Below are 17251 nucleotides of genomic sequence, written 5' to 3' on the forward strand. Positions count from 1 at the left end.
CTTACAGTTTTGTTAATATGTAATATACAGAAACAAATGTGTTTTACATGTGGATATGGTTAATGGTTTGTGTGTTTGGAGGAGTGTAAGGATGTGTAGAATTGGTTCAATTAAAAGTAAGGTACCTGTTCATCCCTCAAAGGCTTTACATTTAATGCTTCCTCAGCAGGAGGGGCATGATAATTCAGGCTTTGCCATGGTGATGCAGGATTTGTATGGGACATTTTCAAATTATAAAGATAAACCTCTTCTTTCTATGGCCTGCACTCAGAAGGGAAATCAGATGGTAGAGGAATATATGGATAGTCACAACTACATTCCTCTGGCCGAATGGATTCCTGTACCAAATAAGCAGCCGAATCTGGATATTCAGGCTATGCCTTATTATATATTCAGGAATTATGATTTTCCTGAACATTACAATGAGCTATCTGAAAAAGAGAAACAGGATTTATTACTCGATACAAGATTAGCTTTAAGAAAAATGCTGGAAGAATCAGGCCAGGGGTTTGTATATTCTTTTTGGCCGGATGTTCTGACATTGAAGGAAATTGGAGATCCAAGGGATATTGCCACATATTTCCATCTTTGGGATGATAATGGTTGTCTTATGGCAAAAAATATTGTAGTACAGTGCCGTCAGAACACAAACTACGACATTGTAAGGTATGCGGCCCATCCGTTCTTCCTCCAGGGATACACCTTGTGTGCCAATGGGGAGAATACTTTTTATACTAAAAACAAGGAATTTCAGAAATCACTGCATAGGGGATATATTGGGTTTGAATCAGATTCTCAGTGTTTCCTCTATACTTTGCACTATGTTTTGCATGAACTGAAATGGCCGATTAATTATTATAAGCATGTAATCACTCCATTGCCATTTGAGGAGATTGAAAATCGTGAGGATAAGGATGTATTGATGGCAATTCGTCAATCATTGGCTCATTTGGAAATAAATGGACCTAATACAATAATTGCTACCCTCCCGGACAATCAGATGATTACCTGTTGCGATTCCAAGAAGCTTCGCCCGGTAGTGCTTGGGCAAAATGATGAAATGATTGCGATTTCCTCAGAGGTATGTGGCTTGAATGAAATTATGCCTGATAGGGATAGGGAAAAAGATATTTATCCTAATGAACGAGAGGTAATAGTTATAAATAATGAATTGGAGGTGCAGAGATGGAAGCAGTAAAAACACAGGATATATCCGTTAATGATCTTTCGTGGAAAATTGAATATCATGCTGATCGCTGCACTATGTGTGGAAGTTGTGTTGCTGCCTGTTCCTTTAAGGCTATCAAGGTAGAAACCCAGGCGCAGTCCATTGTGGTATCTACAGACAGTCAGCCAAATCCTGAGCATCGTCATATTGCCCGTCCAATCATTAAGCAAAAAGCCAGTTTAACAGAGTACTGCCGTGGCTGTGGTATGTGTGAAAAGGTATGCCCTAATAATGCCATTCGGCCTGTTCGTAATCCTAACAGCAGGCAGGTTTTATTATCAAAGGATAATGGACCTATTAAGAGAGGTGGCCGTACCAATCTTAATGCACAGCGGACTTTGGACAGCATTGTTGTTGGCCGGATTTCACAGATGACAGACCCTTCTCTGGATGCGGCCCGTCATACCTTTGATATTCGTGCTCCCTTCGGTCGTGTGCTGTCGCCAAAAGAATTACCATTGCATCTTGAAAATGGCAAAATGAAAATGGATCACAAGGTACCACCAGTCAATTGGATTTATCCTTTAATCTTTTCTGATATGTCTATTGGTGCATTATCCACCAGGGCATGGGAGGCAGTTGCCCTGGCATGTGCCTATCTGAATGAAAAATGTGGTTTGCCGGTACGGATGAGCTCCGGTGAGGGTGGCATGCCGGTAAAGTTGATGGAATCTGATTATCTTAAATATTTTATATTGCAGATTGCCTCCGGGCATTTTGGCTGGAACAGGATTGTAAAAGCAATTCCTCATATGGTTACAGATCCTGCTGGTGTACTTATTAAAATCGGTCAGGGGGCCAAGCCTGGTGATGGAGGACTGTTGCCGGCTGCCAAGGTGGCAGAGCATGTACAGGCCATTCGTGGTGTTCCAAAGGCTACATTGTCCTCACCGCCAAATCATCAGGGATTGTATTCTATTGAGGAATCTGTGCAAAAGATGCACCTTTCCCTTAATGCAGCGTTTGGTTTTCGTGTGCCGGTTGCAATCAAGTGTGCAGCATCTTCTACCTCTGTATCGGTATACAATAATCTTCTGCGTGATCCATATAAGATTTGTGGGGGCTTTTTCCTGGATGGTATTCAGGGTGGAACCGGGGCAGCTAATGAGGTCTCCTTGGATCATACAGGGCATCCTGTTGTTTCAAAGATTCGTGACTGTTATCAGGCTGCGGTTAAGCAGGGGCTTCAGGGCCAGATTCCACTTTATGGTGGTGGCGGAATAGGAATGACCGGGAATGCTGCAGCAGATGCCTTTAAAATGATATGTTTAGGAGCTAACGGAGTATTTGTCGGCAAGGTATTGATTCAGCTTCTGGGCTGTGTAGGGAATGAAATGGGACGCTGTAATTCATGCAATACAGGTAAATGCCCAATGGGTATCTGTACTCAGGATCCACGCCTTGTCAAGCGACTGGATATTGATCGTGGCGCTCAAAAGATTGTGGATTACGTCCTGGCCTTTGATGCTGAATTAAAGAAATTGATGGCACCTATCGGAAACAGTTCCTTGCCTGTAGGACGCAGTGATGCATTGGTTTCCACTGACAAGGCAATAGCCGATAAGCTGGGCATTCAGTATGTTTGCTAAGAAAGGAGTAATGGTATATGTTTAAAATTGAGACCATGAATGGGCATGAGCGCATGTCTACTCAGGACCTGCTCCTTGCTATAGAGGATGCTGTGCGGTCTGGTGAAACAGAATTTGAGATTGCTGCATCCGGACAGCATGATATTGGTGGACCGTTGTGGAATCCGGATGGAAAGAAATTGGTATTTCATGTAACCAATGCTGGTCAGCGTGTGGGGTCCATGTGTCTGCCAAATACTGAAATAATAGTGGATGGTGCAACCTCTGCCGATGTCGGATGGTTGAATGCCGGGGGTATAATCACCGTAAAGGGCGATGCCGGCGATACAGCAGGTCATTGCTCTGCCGGTGGAAAAATCTTTATTGGCGGCCGTGCAGGAACACGAAGCGGTTCTTTGATGAAACATGATCCTCTTTATGAAGAGCCTGAATTATGGATTCTAAAAAATACCGGGTCCTTTTCCTTTGAATTTATGGGTGGAGGCCGAGCGGTAGTTTGTGGTTATGATTCTGCAGAATTTAGTTCCGTTCTTGGTGAGCGAGCCTGTGTTGGCATGGTGGGCGGTATAGTTTATGTCCGTGGTCCTGTAGCAGGCTATCCAAAAGATATAAAATGCCTGGCGCTTGATCAGGACGATATTGATTTTCTTGCCGGAGGTATGGATGAATTCCTGTCAAGAATTGACCGTATTGAATTAAAGCAGGAGTTATCTGATTGGACACAATGGAAAAAGCTCAGACCATTAACCTTTGAAGAAAAGAATGCTCAGCCAAACCATACAATGAGTATAAAGGATTTTCGGCAACAGGAATGGGTAAAGGGCGGAATTTTTTCTGATGTTGCCATGGATGATTTTGCTGTACATAACACTATTTCTACCGGATTATACAGACTGCGTGTTCCTAGCTGGGACAATGGCAAGTATGCGGCTCCTTGTGAATTTAGCTGCCCTACAGGTATTCCGACTCAGCTTCGTTATGATCTGATAAGGAAGGGTAAATTAGAGGAGGCTCTTGATCTGGAGCTCCAGTACACACCATTTCCTGGATCTGTATGTGGCAGTGTATGTCCTAATCCTTGTATGGATGGCTGTACCCGTGGTTCCATAGATGAAGCTATACAGATTGGACAGCTAGGCTTTTTGTCAGCACTGCGGGAAGTTGAGCCACCAACAGAAAGTACTGGCAAAAAAATCGGTATAATCGGTGGAGGTGTGGCTGGATTATCGGCAGCCTGGCAGTTGGCCCGTAAAGGACATACTGTAACAGTATACGATGATGCTGACAGGATTGGTGGTAAGCTGGAGCAGGTCATCCCGAGAGGAAGATTGCCTCATGAGCTGCTGGAATCAGAGCTAAAAAGAATTGAAAGTGTTGGAGTAAAATTTGTTACTTCCTACAAGGTTGATAAGCCTCGCTTCAGGGATATCCGCAGAGATAATGATGCAGTGATTGTGGCAACAGGTGGCCATGAATCCAGGTTCTTCAATTGGGAAGGCAAGGAGCTGCTCACAATGGGCCTGGATTTTCTGAAAAAGGTAAATCGTGGAGAAAATCCAAAGGTTGGCAAGAGAGTTGTCGTAATTGGTTGTGGAAATTCAGGAATGGATACCTGTCGTGCTGCCTTTGATATGGGAGCTGTGAGTGTAGTTGCAGTAGATGTTCAAAAGCCGGCAGCCTTTGCAGATGAAATTGAATATGTAGAGAGCCGGGGCGGACAGCTGGTATGGCCATTCTTTACTGAAAAGATAACCCCTGAAGGGATATATTCAAATGATGGACGATTTATAGCCGCTGATGAAGTGATTGTTTCCATAGGTGAAGCACCAATTTTGGATTATCTGCCAGATGATGCAGATATAAAGAAATTCCGTGATAGCTGGCTGATTCCTAATGCCAAGGACAGATCCATCCTAAAGGGTGTTTTTGTTGCCGGGGATGTTGTGAAACCTGGAAGACTGACAGATGCCATAGGTGATGGCAGAAAAGCTGCATTTTATGTTGATCAGTATGTAATGGGCAGGGAATATGAACCTTTCCAGGAAAAAGAGAAAATTCCTGCAGAGCGTTTATCAAAGGCCTATTTTACAAAGTGTCATCACTGTGAGCTGGGTAGCCCTCAGGACGATCATGTTCGCTGTGTCAGCTGCGGGACCTGTCGTGACTGTAAAATGTGCCTGGAGTCATGTCCGGAAAAGGCTATTACCAGAATAGAAAATGAAGATGGATCCTGGAGTTATGTTTCTGATCCAAACCGGTGTATTGGTTGTGGTATCTGTGCAGGGGTATGTCCTTGTGGTGTATGGAGCATTAATGACAATCCGGAACCTATAAAAATGTATCGTACCTACAATAAAAATTAATCTGATGGGAATGTGGTGAGGCCAAGCCTGTACTGCATTCCTATTTTTCTTTCAAAATAATAGGTTTTAATGTAAAATATTCATGAGAAAGCTTGTGGAAAATGTTATAGGGGGTAAAATATGAATAAATACAGGATTTTTGGCAATGTAATGTTAGGGATGATATTCCTGCTATGTCTGGTTAGTTCCTTTTCTGTTCAGGCAAAGAGTACTACGGTTATTTTAGTTCGTCATGGTCAGACAGATTATAATAAGCAGGATAAGTTTCAGGGAATTTTGGATATTCCCTTGAATGAGACCGGGTTAGAGCAGGCAGATATGCTGGCGGACAGTATAAAGGATATAGATATTGATGTTTTTATATCCAGCCCTATGAAAAGGGCTTATGTAACCACAGAGAAATGTGCTCAAGCCAAGGGAATGGAAATAAGCTATACGGATCCAAGACTGATGGAAATCAATTATGGTCGTTGGGCTGGCAAAAAGAAAAAGGATGTGGCCCGTGAGGAGCCGGAAGCATATCGGCAATGGAATGAAACCCCATGGGAGGCACAGCTTCCTGAAGGTGAAAATTTAGCAGCCTTGCAGCAGCGCTATCGTGAAGCCTTGGATGATGCTGTGACCAAATATCCTGGAAAAGTAATATTTATAGGTGCGCATTCAAAGGGAAACATGGCACTTATATGCAGTATTTTGGGGATTGGACTTGAACATTATAATCAGCTTGACCAGGACAATACCTGCATAAATGTGCTGCAATATAAAAAGGGTAAATGGAAGCTGGTAATGATGAATTCCATTTCCCATTTAGGCAAAATATATAAGAGGCAAAAAGCGGCATAAGCCTGGTATGGTTGAGACAATAGAAAAGACTATGCAGATTGATATATATCACTTTGCATAGTCCTTTTTATTTAATTCGGTATTAATCATTAATTGTTGCTGGAATTACACAGAAGCAGCAAATATTAATTTAATGTGCCTTGTTTATTCGGAAATAATGACTTCGATATTTTTTTCCTTAAAATATTCCCTATACTTTGACGGTAAATCCTTATCTACCACAATGCAATCAATTTCATCAAGATTACAGAAGGTGATAAGGGAGGCAGAATCTATCTTGCTACTGTCAACCATAAGGATTTTCTTTGCCGGTTTATCTACCAGGTATCGTTTAATATCGCATTCCAGTGGTGAGGCCGTGGTGGCACCTTTTTCAATTGAAATACCGGTGCTGGCAAGGAAAATTTTTGATATGTTGTAATCCTTGAGGCAATTTAATACGCTTGGACCGACAAAGGCTTTTGTAGGGGCGTAAATAGTTCCGCCTGTGGCAATTATGTTAAATTTTGCGGAGGCTGCAGCAATATTGATTACATGGATACTAGCCGTAACAATTGTGATGTTATGCTTGTCTTCCAGGTAAGGCATCAGGTGCATGGTAGTGGTCCCGGAATCAATGTATATTACATCATCATCCTGTACCAGTGTGGCTGCCATACGGGCAATTTTCTGTTTTTGCAGCTTATCATTGTCAGTGCGTTGCAAAATATCATCCGAATCCTTTTCAGGCTTTTGCTCCTGCAGAACAATTCCACCGTATACCTTATTGATGATGCCACTATTTTCCAATTCTGCAATATCCCGTCGAATGGTATTTTTTGATACCTCAAAGTAATTACATAAATCATTGATGGAAATGCTCTTTTTTTCTTCAAGTAATTCCTGAATTTTACGCAGTCTGTTGATTTTCATTAATTCACCTGTATTCTCATTATCATATATGAAGCATATAGAAGAATTTTGTTTAAAGCTCAAAAAAAAAGAAGTCTCATGTCCTGACTGATGGTAAACAGCATTTAGTCAAGGCAAAATTGTATAACTTCGTTACAAGTTGATAAACTCATGAGTATGTTTGTCATTATTATATAGTAATGCACAAAAAAACACAAGTAAATTAGTGTAAGGTGATTCCAATAGTATATCATTTTTTACAATTATAGAAATATTTAAAATAATTATGATACAATTATGTTACATAAATATGGAAAGGAGCGTCTTTATGGAGGATATATTAAGGGTTTTTGAAGAGAGGAGATCCTGTCGCAATTTTAAAAGTGATCCTGTAAAAAAGGAGGATATTAATAGGATAATCAGGGCAGGTACCTTTGCTCCATCGGGGATGAATAAACAATCACCAATAATTATTGCCGTTACCAATAAGCATATAAGGGACGAATTGATGGAGCAAAACAGGCAAATAGGTGGTTGGGCAGAGAGCTTTGATCCTTTTTATGGAGCGCCGGTTATTCTCATAGTTCTTGCAGACAAGAGTATTCGTACACATATATATGATGGATCATTGGTGATGGGAAATATGCTGAATGCAGCTGCTGCTCTAGGTTTGGGAAGTATATGGGTCCACCGTGCCAAGGAAGAGTTCGAATCTGATTATGGTAAGGGGCTTCTGAGAAAGTTGGGTATCCATGGAGAATTTGAAGGTATAGGTCATTGTGCCATAGGATATCCGGCAGATGAACCGGCTTCAGCCCCTCCCCGTAAGGGTGACTATGTGTATTATTTGCCATAATTCGCCGGAATCTGCTTACCTTTCGATTGGGCTGGAAAAATAATTATTGACTTACCAATATATTTTTTTTGGTATATAATGTAGAAGCTGATTTTTATTGGCTTCTATTTTATTGCGTTTTACCCATAGCTGGTGACCCTTGGGCAAAACGCTGTCAAATTAGAGCTTGCCAATGACAAGCTCTGTCTTAAGGCGTTAAAAATGCCTATCGACGGGCTGATTTTATACTTTGTTTGGAGGTGTGTGGGTGAGTGAAATAAAAAACAGGTTTTGGATGACAATTTTTTTGGGCATTTTAGCGGCTATGGCACCATTGGCTACGGACATGTATTTACCAGCCCTGCCAATTATGCAAAGTGAATTTTCCATAAATACTTCCCTCATTCAAATGACATTGACCATGACAATGCTGGGCATGGCCATAGGACAGATTTTTGCCGGACCGATAAGTGACATGCGGGGGAGAAAAGCTCCATTATTAATTGGAATGCTGGTCTTTATGGTATCCTCTCTGGTATGTATGGTAGCAGATAATATTGTGTTGTTTTTGGCCGTACGGTTTGTTCAGGGCTTTTCAGGTGCCTGTGGGATTGTTATAGCCAGGGCTATAGCCAGAGATATATGCAAAGGTCCGGAACTGACCAGGTTTTTTTCCATACTAATGATGGTTAACGGGTTAGCCCCTATCATAGCACCTGTTCTTGGTGGAGAGATACTGGAGCTTGCATCATGGCGATATGTATTTTTTGTACTGGCCATGGTGGGGCTGGCCATGTCCTTGTCTACCATTATGTTCAGGGAAACACTGCCACCGGAAAAAAGAATAACAAATATTTTGCGAACGATACTTACCTTTCCCTTGTTGATTAAAAATAAGTATTTTCTGGGACATTGCCTGGTTCAGATGTTTGTTTTTTCTGCGTTTTTTGCCTACATTGGAAGTTCTTCCTTCATTTTTCAGGGAATATATCATGTATCTCCCAGGGTCTATAGCCTGATATTTGGATTTATAGGGTTCGGAATTATGATAGCCGGTTCTTTGCCGGCAAAATTTGCCGGAAGGATACATGATGAGATAATGCTTAAGAAGTCTCTTTATCTTCAGGCTTTTTCTACGATATGCCTTATTGCAGCCTTTTATTTTCAGGCACCATTATGGGTGATAATCGTATTGTTGCTGATTACTGTTATGCCTGTTTCGGTCATTGGTGCGGCCAGTTTTTCGTTGGGGTTGAGTTCCCAGGGGCGTAACGCCGGGAGTGCATCAGCGCTTCTGGGATTTTCGTCAATGATCTTAGGCGGTGTGATAATGCCCGTGGTGGGAATTTTTGGGACTGATAGTGGGGTTCCTATGGCAGTGATAATGCTTATAAGCCTGGTTTTTGCAATATTGTCATTCAGAATCATGATAATGCCGGCGCATCGTTGAGAACAGAACAGAGAGGTGCAATATGTATAGCGAAGTGTTCAATTTACTTGATTTTATCCGCAAATCACCCTCACCATGGCATACGGCTGTGACAGCAGGAGCAAGCCTGGAGGATACTGCCTTCAGTGAACTCGATTGGCGTGGACAATGGAGCCTGGAGCCTGGAAAAAGTTACTTTACAAAGGTATATGGCTCAGCATTATTTGCTTTCTCTATAGGTGAAGGATCACTGATTGGGAAAAATAGTCTTAGATTGGCTGCAGCCCACACGGACTTTCCAGGGTTTCGCATAAAGCCTACTGCAGGTATAATCAAGGATGATTACGGACTTTTAAATATAGAGGGATATGGTGGTGCAATCCTTTATTCATGGCTTGACAGACCATTGTCTGTTGCCGGCAAGGTGGTAATACAGGGAAAGGATGCCTTAAATCCGGATGTAAGGCTCATCGATTTTGCCCGCCCGCTCATAACGATTCCCTCCCTGGCTATACATATGAATAAAAAAGTCAACGATGGGATTGCTCTTAACAAGCAGAGGGATATGTTGCCTCTGGCAGCTGTTTTTGATGGTGTGGCAGACAAGAATTTTTGGGATGAAATAATTGCCGCAGAGGCAGGGATATCAACAGACGAGTTGTTATCCTATGAGTTGAATATTTACCCTTATGAGGGTGGTTGTCAGATGGGAATAGCCGGCGAACTGATTTCTTCGCCGCGGCTGGACAATATGACTTCAGTGGTAGCCTGCGTAGAAGCTATCAAACAGTCCCACGGAAATGGACTGAATGTCATTGCCTTGTTTGATAATGAAGAAGTAGGGAGCCGTACCAAGCAGGGAGCTGCATCAGCCAATCTTATGCAGCTCCTGGAACGAATATATGAATGTCTGGGTTATAATAAGACCCAGTTATGGCAGGGGATAAATGGTGGATTTATGTTATCAGTTGATGTGGCTCATGGGATGCATCCCAATCATCCGGATAAAAGTGATCCTACCAATAAGGTATTGCTTAATGGCGGTGTAGTGATCAAACAGTCCGCTTCACAAAGCTATGCATCTGATGCAGAGGGCGTAGCAATTGTCAAGTCATTGTGCAGGGAAGCGGGAATCGCGTTTCAGCAGTATGTAAACAGGGCTGATATGCCTGGTGGGGCAACCCTTGGTTCTATAGCATCCACACAGGTTCCTATCAGAACTATCGATGTGGGGGTACCTATTTTGGGAATGCATTCTGCCAGGGAAGTGATGGGGGCATCAGATCAAAATGCCTTATTTGAGTTAATAAGGACATTGTTTAACTATACAGCTGTCTGATAAATGTACACTTAACATACAGTCAGAGTTGGGTTGATTAAGAGTATTATAACGAGCTTTAAGATGTCCCCTTCCTCTTTAGGTGGGGGAAACCAAACTACAACAGCTGGCGAGCATATCTCCCAGCTCGTTGAAACGCTAATTGGAAGATTTTTCTTCTAAAGAAGAAAAATTTGAACAATGGCGTTATAAAATGTTTATCCACAGAAATATTGTGGATAAACATTTTTTTATGTGGATAAATATATTATTAATGGGTATAAAATAGTATAAAAATAGCATTTTGGCTGTTAATAAGTCTAAAAAATCCAAAATATACTCATGATATGTACATTTTTTTGTAGGAATAAAAAAATAATTGTAAAGAAAAATAATTGCGTGTTTTATTTGCGTATGTGGTCAGATTGTTTTGTCAATGCTGATTATACAAGGCATTGCACTTGTATGACATTTCTTTTTATTTTAAAAAGATAAAAAAATATGGGATGTTATGTGTAAAAAAGTCCTACAAGATATGTAAGAAGTGCCAAAAAGTTTTAAAAAATACTAAAAAAGTTCCTTGACATACTCATAAGATAATCATATAATAAACACATCAAAGGGAAAGCCTAGAATCTTATCTGGATGTCAGATGAATTCTTTTCTCCTGCTTGATCTTTGATATACCCCTTATAAGCGACATTCCCCTGTGTCGCGTATAACCCCTCTCTTTTATTTACCCACTTTCATTATAAAATGAATGGAAAGAAAAAGGCTGTAAAAACGAGCGCCTATCGTTTTTACAGCTTTTTTCATTTTCAAAAATATCGTTTTTCCAATATTAAAGAGGATTTATTGGGGGAGTTATTGAATGTATTAGCTGTGTTTGCTAAAATGGTTTATATAAATGTTGAATTAATCAACTATATATATACTTAGTTCATTGGAAGTGAGGCAGATAAATGGATTATTTAGGTGCATCAATAAATTTCGGCATTATCAGACGAAGGGTACAATCCCTGGTTGTGGAGGCAACATCTGATTTGGGACTGACATATTCGGAATTCTCCTTTATGGTAATGCTTTTTGATAAAGAGGGTTGTAGTCAGGATGATATGACAGTATATCTTCATGTGGATAAAGCAGCAATTACAAGAGTTATTAAGACACTTGAAAGCAAAAAAATGATTTATCGGCGTCGGGATACCTCAGACCGTCGCCTGAAAAGGTTATTCCTTACTCAGGAGGCCAGACAGCTGGAGCCTGGTATAAAAAATATAATTGAAAAAATTGTGGATTTTATGGCAAAGGATTTTTCGGATCAGGATTGTCAATTTATGCTTGATGGTGTAAATACCATGGCGCAGAGACTGAAGACAGCGGATTTTAAGGCTGTATTTGAAAAAAGGGAGGTTGAGGTATTGTGAAAAAACTTGTAGGAGTTTTTTTTATACTCATTATAGCTGTTACAGTTATTGCCGGATGTGGCAATAATAAGGCAGAAGAACAGAAACCACAGCTGGTTAAAACCCTGCAGGCAGGGGATGATAATATGAATCTGGAAGGTACCTATACCGGATCAGTTAAGGGCCGTTATGAAACCAATATGTCATTTCAGGTAGGAGGCAAAATTCTTAGCCGTAATGTTCAGCTGGGAGATTATGTTAATGCCGGAGATGTCCTTATGACTGTTGATTCCCGTGATGTCTTGCAACAGTCCAATCAGGGCGATGCCCAGGTAGTGGCAGCCAAGGCTCAGTTGGATCTGGCACAGGCCAATCTCAATCGTTATAAGCAGCTTTATGCTCAGGAGGCAGTTTCTGCAATGGTGCTTGATCAGTATCAGACCACCTATGATTCTGCCCTGGCTCAGTATAATCAGGCTGTTGCTGGTGCCCAGCAGGGGCATAATGCGTTGGGCTATACTGCCCTGGTAGCACCGGCATCCGGGGTTATATCAGCCATAAATGCTGAGATTGGTCAGGTGGTTGGTGCAGGTCAGACTGTGCTGACTTTTATTCAGTCACAGGAACTCGAGATCGAAATCAACATACCTGAAAACCATTTGGGTGATGTGGAAATTGGCAAGTCAGTACAGGTTTCTTTTTGGGCATTGAAGGGTGTCGTGGTTGAAGGCCTTATTCGGGAGATTGCTCCTATGGCGGACAGCGCTTCCCGTACCTATAAAGTAAGGGTAACCATTCCAAATCCTCCCAAGGGGATGCAGCTGGGTATGACTGCCAGTGTTAAATGTAGGGAAAATGGCAGCACTACAGGTCTTGTATTGCCACTGTCGGCAATTTATCAGATAGCAGATAATCCTCAGGTATGGATTGTTGATAGGGAGACCAATACTGTTAGTCTTAGAAATATCAAATTTGAAAATATTGGTAACAATACCGTTCAGGTTATGGGGCTGGCCAAGGGGGATATCGTTGTAACAGCTGGAGTACATAAGCTCCGTGAAGGTCAAAAAGTAAGACTGGCGGAGGATGAATGATATGATTAATCTCACAGAGGTTTCACTTAAAAATAGATCCCTTGTCTGGTACTTCATTATAATGATAATTATAGGTGGTGTTTTTTCCTATATTAAACTGGGGCGCATGGAGGATCCAAATTTTACCATAAGGGAAATGGTAGTGACTGCTGCCTGGCCTGGTGCTACTGCAGAACAAATGGAGGAGCAGGTCACTGACAAGCTGGAATCAAAAATAAATGATCTGCCAGGTATAGATCGCATTAACAGTACCACCAGAAACGGTACAACGGTTATTCATGTTATTTTAAAGGACAGCTATGATGGGGATATTCGCGCTTCATGGCGAGATGTAAGAAATTTCTGTACGGATATTCAAAAAGAGCTGCCGGACGGGGTATATGGACCATATTTTAATGACCGTTTTGATGATGTATATGGTTCCCTGTATGCCCTTACTGGTGATGGATACAGCTATGAAGAAATGCGCAAAGAGGCTGAAGACATTCGACGAATGATTTTGTCCAATGTCAATGACAGTGTGCAAAAGGTTGAACTGGTCGGTGTTCAGACTCAGAAGGTGTATGTTGAGATAGAAAATTCAAAACTGGCTCAGCTGAATATCAATCCAAAGGCTTTGGCTGAGGCCCTGGCTGGTCAAAACCAGATGACTCCATCAGGCATGATAGAAACCAGCACGGATAATGTGTATTTAAGATATTCCGGATATTTTGAAAATATTGATGATATCAAGAATGCACCTGTCAACGCAGGTGGCAGGATTGTACGGTTAGGGGATATTGCCAAAGTAGAGATGCGGTATTCTGAGCCTTCTGATCCCAAGATGTATTTTAATGGGGAACCGGCTATAGGCATTGCAGTTTCAATGGAGCCTGGGAAAAATATTATTACCTTGGGTGAAGAACTGGGAAATCTCATGAAATTTGTCAATGAGGAACTTCCTGTAGGTTTGGAAATCCATCAGGTATCGGATCAGCCTAAGGTTGTAGAAGAATCAATCGGTGATTTTGTAAGTACCCTGCGGGAAGCTGTAATTATCGTTTTAACGGTTAGCTTCCTTAGTCTTGGTGTAAGAACCGGTATGGTAGTTGCCTGCTGTATCCCTTTGGTGCTGGCAGCTGTTTTTTGCGGTATGTACATGTTTGGCATAGACCTGCAGAAGGTTTCCCTGGGAGCATTAATCATTTCCCTTGGTCTTCTGGTGGACGATGCCATAATCGCCGTGGAAATGATGAGTGTCAAGCTGGAAGAAGGGCTGGACCGCTTTGATGCAGCCTGTTATGCCTTTAAGGCTACGGCTAAACCAATGCTCACCGGTACCTTAATTACTTGTGCAGGCTTTATTCCGGTAGCATTTTCCAAGGGGATGGCTGCAGAATTCTGCAGTGCGCTGTTTCCGGTAATTTCCATGGCACTTGTCATCTCTTGGATCGTTTCTGTCATGGTGGCACCTTTGTATGGCTACCATCTTATAAAGGTTAAGGTCAAGAAAAACGAAGCTGGAGAGTCCACGCAGTATCAAAGCAGATTTTATAATATATTCCGTAATATTCTGACCTGGTTTCTCACTCATAAGAAATTGGTGCTTTCTGTTACAGCAGGGTTGTTTGTATTATCTGTAATTGGTATGAAGCATGTAAGGGAGGAGTTTTTCCCTCCATCTACACGCCCGGAGATTATTGTATCCATGCGGCTGAATGATGGTGCTTCCTTACAAAATTCTGAGGAAATATCCAGACGGTTTGCGGAATTCCTGGACCAGCATGCTGATGAAATTGAAAATTACAGCTATTATGTAGGCATCGGGGCACCAAGATTTGTCCTGACCTTTTCACCGGAAACACCTACGCCTAATTATTCCCAGTTCATTGTAGTGTCCAAGGATCCTGAACATAGGGCTGAGCTCACCAGAAAAATAAGAAATGAATTGGAGAACAATTTTCCTGAGGTCAGGCATGATATCAAGTTTATTCAGACCGGACCGCCGGCTGATTATCCAATTATGCTAAAAGTATATGGAAATGATAAGGATAAGGTAATCGAAATAGGTGAAAAGGTGGCAGACCGCATAGCGCAGGATGAAAATAATACAGAAGTACATTTGAATTGGTATGAAAAAAGCAAGGTGCTCCATCTGGAATATGATCAAAATAAGCTGAATGCCATGGGGCTTACGGCGCAAAATGTATCACAGATGGTTTATACTGAACTCACAGGTATTACGGCAGCACAGTTTTATCATGGAGACCGTACAGTGGATATAGTCATGCAGATGGAGGATATCGAGAGAAATGATATCTCCAAGGTTAAGTCTTTGCCAATTCTTACAGGTAATGGTTATGTTCCTTTGGATCAGGTAGCGGATATTACCCTTAACACAGAAAATGGAGTTATTTCACGGGAAAATTTAGGCCCTTGTGTTACTGTCCAGAGCAATATTGTTTCCGGTACTGCCAATGATGCCACGGAAAAGGCCATGAAATCCATACAGGATATTGTGGATAATCTGCCTCCGGGATATAGAATCAAGGCGGCCGGAGCCCTTTCAGACAGTGCTGATTCCATGGGTAATCTCATGAAGCCGATTCCGGTTATGGTATTCTGCATTATGACATTGTTGATGTTCCAGCTGAAAAATGGCAAGCACATGATTCTCACGCTGCTTACAGCACCGTTAGGCTTTATCGGGGTAGTTGCCGGCATGCTCTTATTTGATCAGGCCATGGGCTTTGTAGCTATTCTTGGAGTTTTGGCTCTCAGCGGAATGATCATACGGAATTCGGTCATCCTGATAGATCAGATTCAAAAGCATAAGGCAGATGGTGAAAGTGAATGGGATGCTGTAGTTGACTCTGCAGTAATGCGTTTCAGGCCAATAATGCTTACGGCAGCAGCTGCAATTTTAGGTATGATACCGTTAATGGCAAGCTCCTTCTGGGGGCCAATGGCGGTAGCAATTGCCAGTGGGCTGTTTATAGCCACAGTGCTGACCCTGTTGGTTTTACCGACCATGTATGCAGCTGTATATAAGGTTGAAAAAGAATAGGGGAGATATGTTGGATAATTAAACATTTTTTTAGGCTGCCTTGATTGAGGCAGCCTTTTATAGGCCCCCCGGTAAAACGCTGCTGGGGCTATATTGTAATAACTCGGTGTAAGATGTCCCCTTCCTCTACAGGTAGGGGGGGACAAACTTTAACAGGTGGTGAGCATATCTCCCACCTCGTGCGACGCAAAGCTAGTGCCCTTGGGTAAAACACTAATTGGAAGATTTTTCTTTTTTAAAAGAAAAATTTGAACAATGGCGTTATAAACAGGATAAAATAGCAGCATCAAAATAGGAGCTACGGTTAAAGCGAGTTTATGCTTTAATCAAGCTCCTATTTTAATGACTGTGTTAAATTATTACAGGTACTGCTTAAAATACAGCTATTACAGCACCCTTGTATTTCTCATCAATGAATTTTTTCACTTTATCGGACTTTAATGCCTTAATCAGTGCCTGAATTTCCGGGCGGTTTTCATCTCCGGTACGGACAGCGACAATATTTACATATGGGGATGAGGCATCCTCAATGAAAATATTATCCTTTACAGGATTAATCTGAACCTGCATTGCAAAATTACTGTTGATAACAGCCGCATCTACATCGTCGATGGTACGAGGAACCTGAGCTGCTTCAAGCTCCTGGAACTTGATGTTCTTTGGATTGTTAACTACATCATGAACAGTTGCGCTAATGCCTACACCATCCTTAAGGGTAATGAGTCCTGCTTTTGCGAGAAGTATCAATGCCCGACCGCCGTTTGTAGGATCGTTAGGGATGGCAACAACTGCTCCGTCCTTAAGCTCATCAAGCTTTTTTACCTTTTTGGAATAGATTCCCATAGGCTCGATATGAATGCCTGCGGCATTGACCAACTTTACTTCAGGATGCTGCTTTACAAAATCATCAAGATATGGAATGTGCTGGAAGTAATTGGCATCCAGCTCCTTATCATTAAGATTGAGGTTTGGCTGAACATAATCACTGTATTCAACAATTTCCAGGGTAATACCTTCGTTTTTAAGATCATCCTTTACCTGTTCCAGGATTTCAGCGTGAGGAACAGAAGTAGCTCCAACCTTGAGGGTTTTATTCTGTCCTGCCTGATTGCTGTTGGAACCACAGCCGGCTACGGCAATAATGGCAAATACCATTGCTGCCATGATTAATAAAAGTTTCTTCATTATAAAACCTCCTTAAATATAGTG

General features: G+C 41.7%; 13 protein-coding genes. 11 read left to right on the forward strand and 2 right to left on the reverse strand.

Annotation, left to right across the window (positions count from 1 at the left end; translation table 11 throughout):
- Positions 1–91 precede the first annotated feature (91 nt).
- The 4 genes from K6C05_RS01020 (at position 92) to K6C05_RS01035 (ending at position 6023) form a co-directional block, all read left to right on the forward strand.
- On the forward strand, positions 92–1198 hold the full coding sequence (locus tag K6C05_RS01020; protein ID WP_296730440.1) for a glutamate synthase: 1107 nt from the start codon (positions 92–94) through the stop codon (positions 1196–1198).
- Complete coding sequence (locus K6C05_RS01025; RefSeq protein ID WP_296730441.1) at positions 1186–2817, forward strand: glutamate synthase-related protein; 1632 nt, start codon at positions 1186–1188, stop codon at positions 2815–2817. The genes K6C05_RS01020 and K6C05_RS01025 overlap by 13 nt, the downstream gene beginning before the upstream one ends.
- 17 nt (positions 2818–2834) lie before the next feature.
- Positions 2835–5180 (forward strand): FAD-dependent oxidoreductase, encoded by a 2346-nt coding sequence (locus K6C05_RS01030; RefSeq protein ID WP_296730442.1) that lies wholly within the window; start codon positions 2835–2837, stop codon positions 5178–5180.
- Between the two features lie 120 nt (positions 5181–5300).
- Positions 5301–6023 carry a histidine phosphatase family protein gene (locus K6C05_RS01035; RefSeq protein ID WP_296730443.1) on the forward strand — a complete coding sequence of 241 codons (723 nt, stop codon included), beginning with the start codon at positions 5301–5303 and terminating at the stop codon, positions 6021–6023.
- 144 nt (positions 6024–6167) lie between these two features.
- Here K6C05_RS01035 and K6C05_RS01040 read toward each other — a convergent pair whose 3' ends face one another.
- Complete coding sequence (locus K6C05_RS01040; RefSeq protein WP_296730446.1) at positions 6168–6935, reverse strand: DeoR/GlpR family DNA-binding transcription regulator; 768 nt, start codon at positions 6933–6935, stop codon at positions 6168–6170.
- 307 nt (positions 6936–7242) lie between these two features.
- On the opposite strand from K6C05_RS01040, the gene K6C05_RS01045 reads away from it, so the two are divergent.
- From K6C05_RS01045 to K6C05_RS01075, 7 genes are all read left to right on the forward strand, one after another.
- On the forward strand, positions 7243–7770 hold the full coding sequence (locus tag K6C05_RS01045; protein WP_296730447.1) for a nitroreductase: 528 nt from the start codon (positions 7243–7245) through the stop codon (positions 7768–7770).
- A gap of 247 nt (positions 7771–8017) precedes the next feature.
- On the forward strand, positions 8018–9199 hold the full coding sequence (locus tag K6C05_RS01050; RefSeq protein WP_296730448.1) for a multidrug effflux MFS transporter: 1182 nt from the start codon (positions 8018–8020) through the stop codon (positions 9197–9199).
- Positions 9200–9221: 22 nt separating this feature from the next.
- A complete protein-coding gene (locus K6C05_RS01055) occupies positions 9222–10517 on the forward strand; it encodes a M18 family aminopeptidase (protein WP_296730449.1) in 1296 nt (431 codons plus the stop codon).
- A gap of 142 nt (positions 10518–10659) precedes the next feature.
- Positions 10660–10785: a hypothetical protein gene (locus K6C05_RS01060; protein WP_296730450.1), complete on the forward strand. Its 126-nt coding sequence runs from the start codon at positions 10660–10662 to the stop codon at positions 10783–10785.
- 673 nt (positions 10786–11458) lie between these two features.
- Complete coding sequence (locus K6C05_RS01065) at positions 11459–11923, forward strand: MarR family transcriptional regulator (protein ID WP_296730451.1); 465 nt, start codon at positions 11459–11461, stop codon at positions 11921–11923.
- Complete coding sequence (locus K6C05_RS01070; RefSeq protein ID WP_363317146.1) at positions 11920–12996, forward strand: efflux RND transporter periplasmic adaptor subunit; 1077 nt, start codon at positions 11920–11922, stop codon at positions 12994–12996. Before K6C05_RS01065 ends, K6C05_RS01070 begins: the two co-directional genes overlap by 4 nt.
- Position 12997: 1 nt before the next feature.
- A complete protein-coding gene (locus K6C05_RS01075; protein ID WP_296730452.1) occupies positions 12998–16042 on the forward strand; it encodes an efflux RND transporter permease subunit in 3045 nt (1014 codons plus the stop codon).
- Between the two features lie 372 nt (positions 16043–16414).
- On the opposite strand, the gene K6C05_RS01080 is transcribed toward K6C05_RS01075, so the two are convergent.
- Positions 16415–17227 carry a MetQ/NlpA family ABC transporter substrate-binding protein gene (locus K6C05_RS01080; protein WP_296730453.1) on the reverse strand — a complete coding sequence of 271 codons (813 nt, stop codon included), beginning with the start codon at positions 17225–17227 and terminating at the stop codon, positions 16415–16417.
- Between the last annotated feature and the right edge of the window lie 24 nt (positions 17228–17251).

The organism is Anaerovibrio sp., from assembly GCF_024697385.1.
Taxonomy (GTDB): Bacteria; Bacillota; Negativicutes; order Selenomonadales; family Selenomonadaceae; genus Anaerovibrio.

Bases quoted from the DNA above. Each gene is read 5' to 3' on its own strand.
- K6C05_RS01075 (WP_296730452.1), top strand. From the start codon at position 12,998: ATGATTAATCTCACAGAGGTTTCACTTAAAAATAGATCCCTTGTCTGG.
- K6C05_RS01025 (WP_296730441.1), top strand. From the start codon at position 1,186: ATGGAAGCAGTAAAAACACAGGATATATCCGTTAATGATCTTTCGTGG.
- K6C05_RS01065 (WP_296730451.1), top strand. From the start codon at position 11,459: ATGGATTATTTAGGTGCATCAATAAATTTCGGCATTATCAGACGAAGG.
- K6C05_RS01055 (WP_296730449.1), top strand. From the start codon at position 9,222: ATGTATAGCGAAGTGTTCAATTTACTTGATTTTATCCGCAAATCACCC.
- K6C05_RS01040 (WP_296730446.1), bottom strand. From the start codon at position 6,935: ATGAAAATCAACAGACTGCGTAAAATTCAGGAATTACTTGAAGAAAAA.
- K6C05_RS01020 (WP_296730440.1), top strand. From the start codon at position 92: ATGTGTAGAATTGGTTCAATTAAAAGTAAGGTACCTGTTCATCCCTCA.
- K6C05_RS01080 (WP_296730453.1), bottom strand. From the start codon at position 17,227: ATGAAGAAACTTTTATTAATCATGGCAGCAATGGTATTTGCCATTATT.
- K6C05_RS01045 (WP_296730447.1), top strand. From the start codon at position 7,243: ATGGAGGATATATTAAGGGTTTTTGAAGAGAGGAGATCCTGTCGCAAT.
- K6C05_RS01030 (WP_296730442.1), top strand. From the start codon at position 2,835: ATGTTTAAAATTGAGACCATGAATGGGCATGAGCGCATGTCTACTCAG.
- K6C05_RS01035 (WP_296730443.1), top strand. From the start codon at position 5,301: ATGAATAAATACAGGATTTTTGGCAATGTAATGTTAGGGATGATATTC.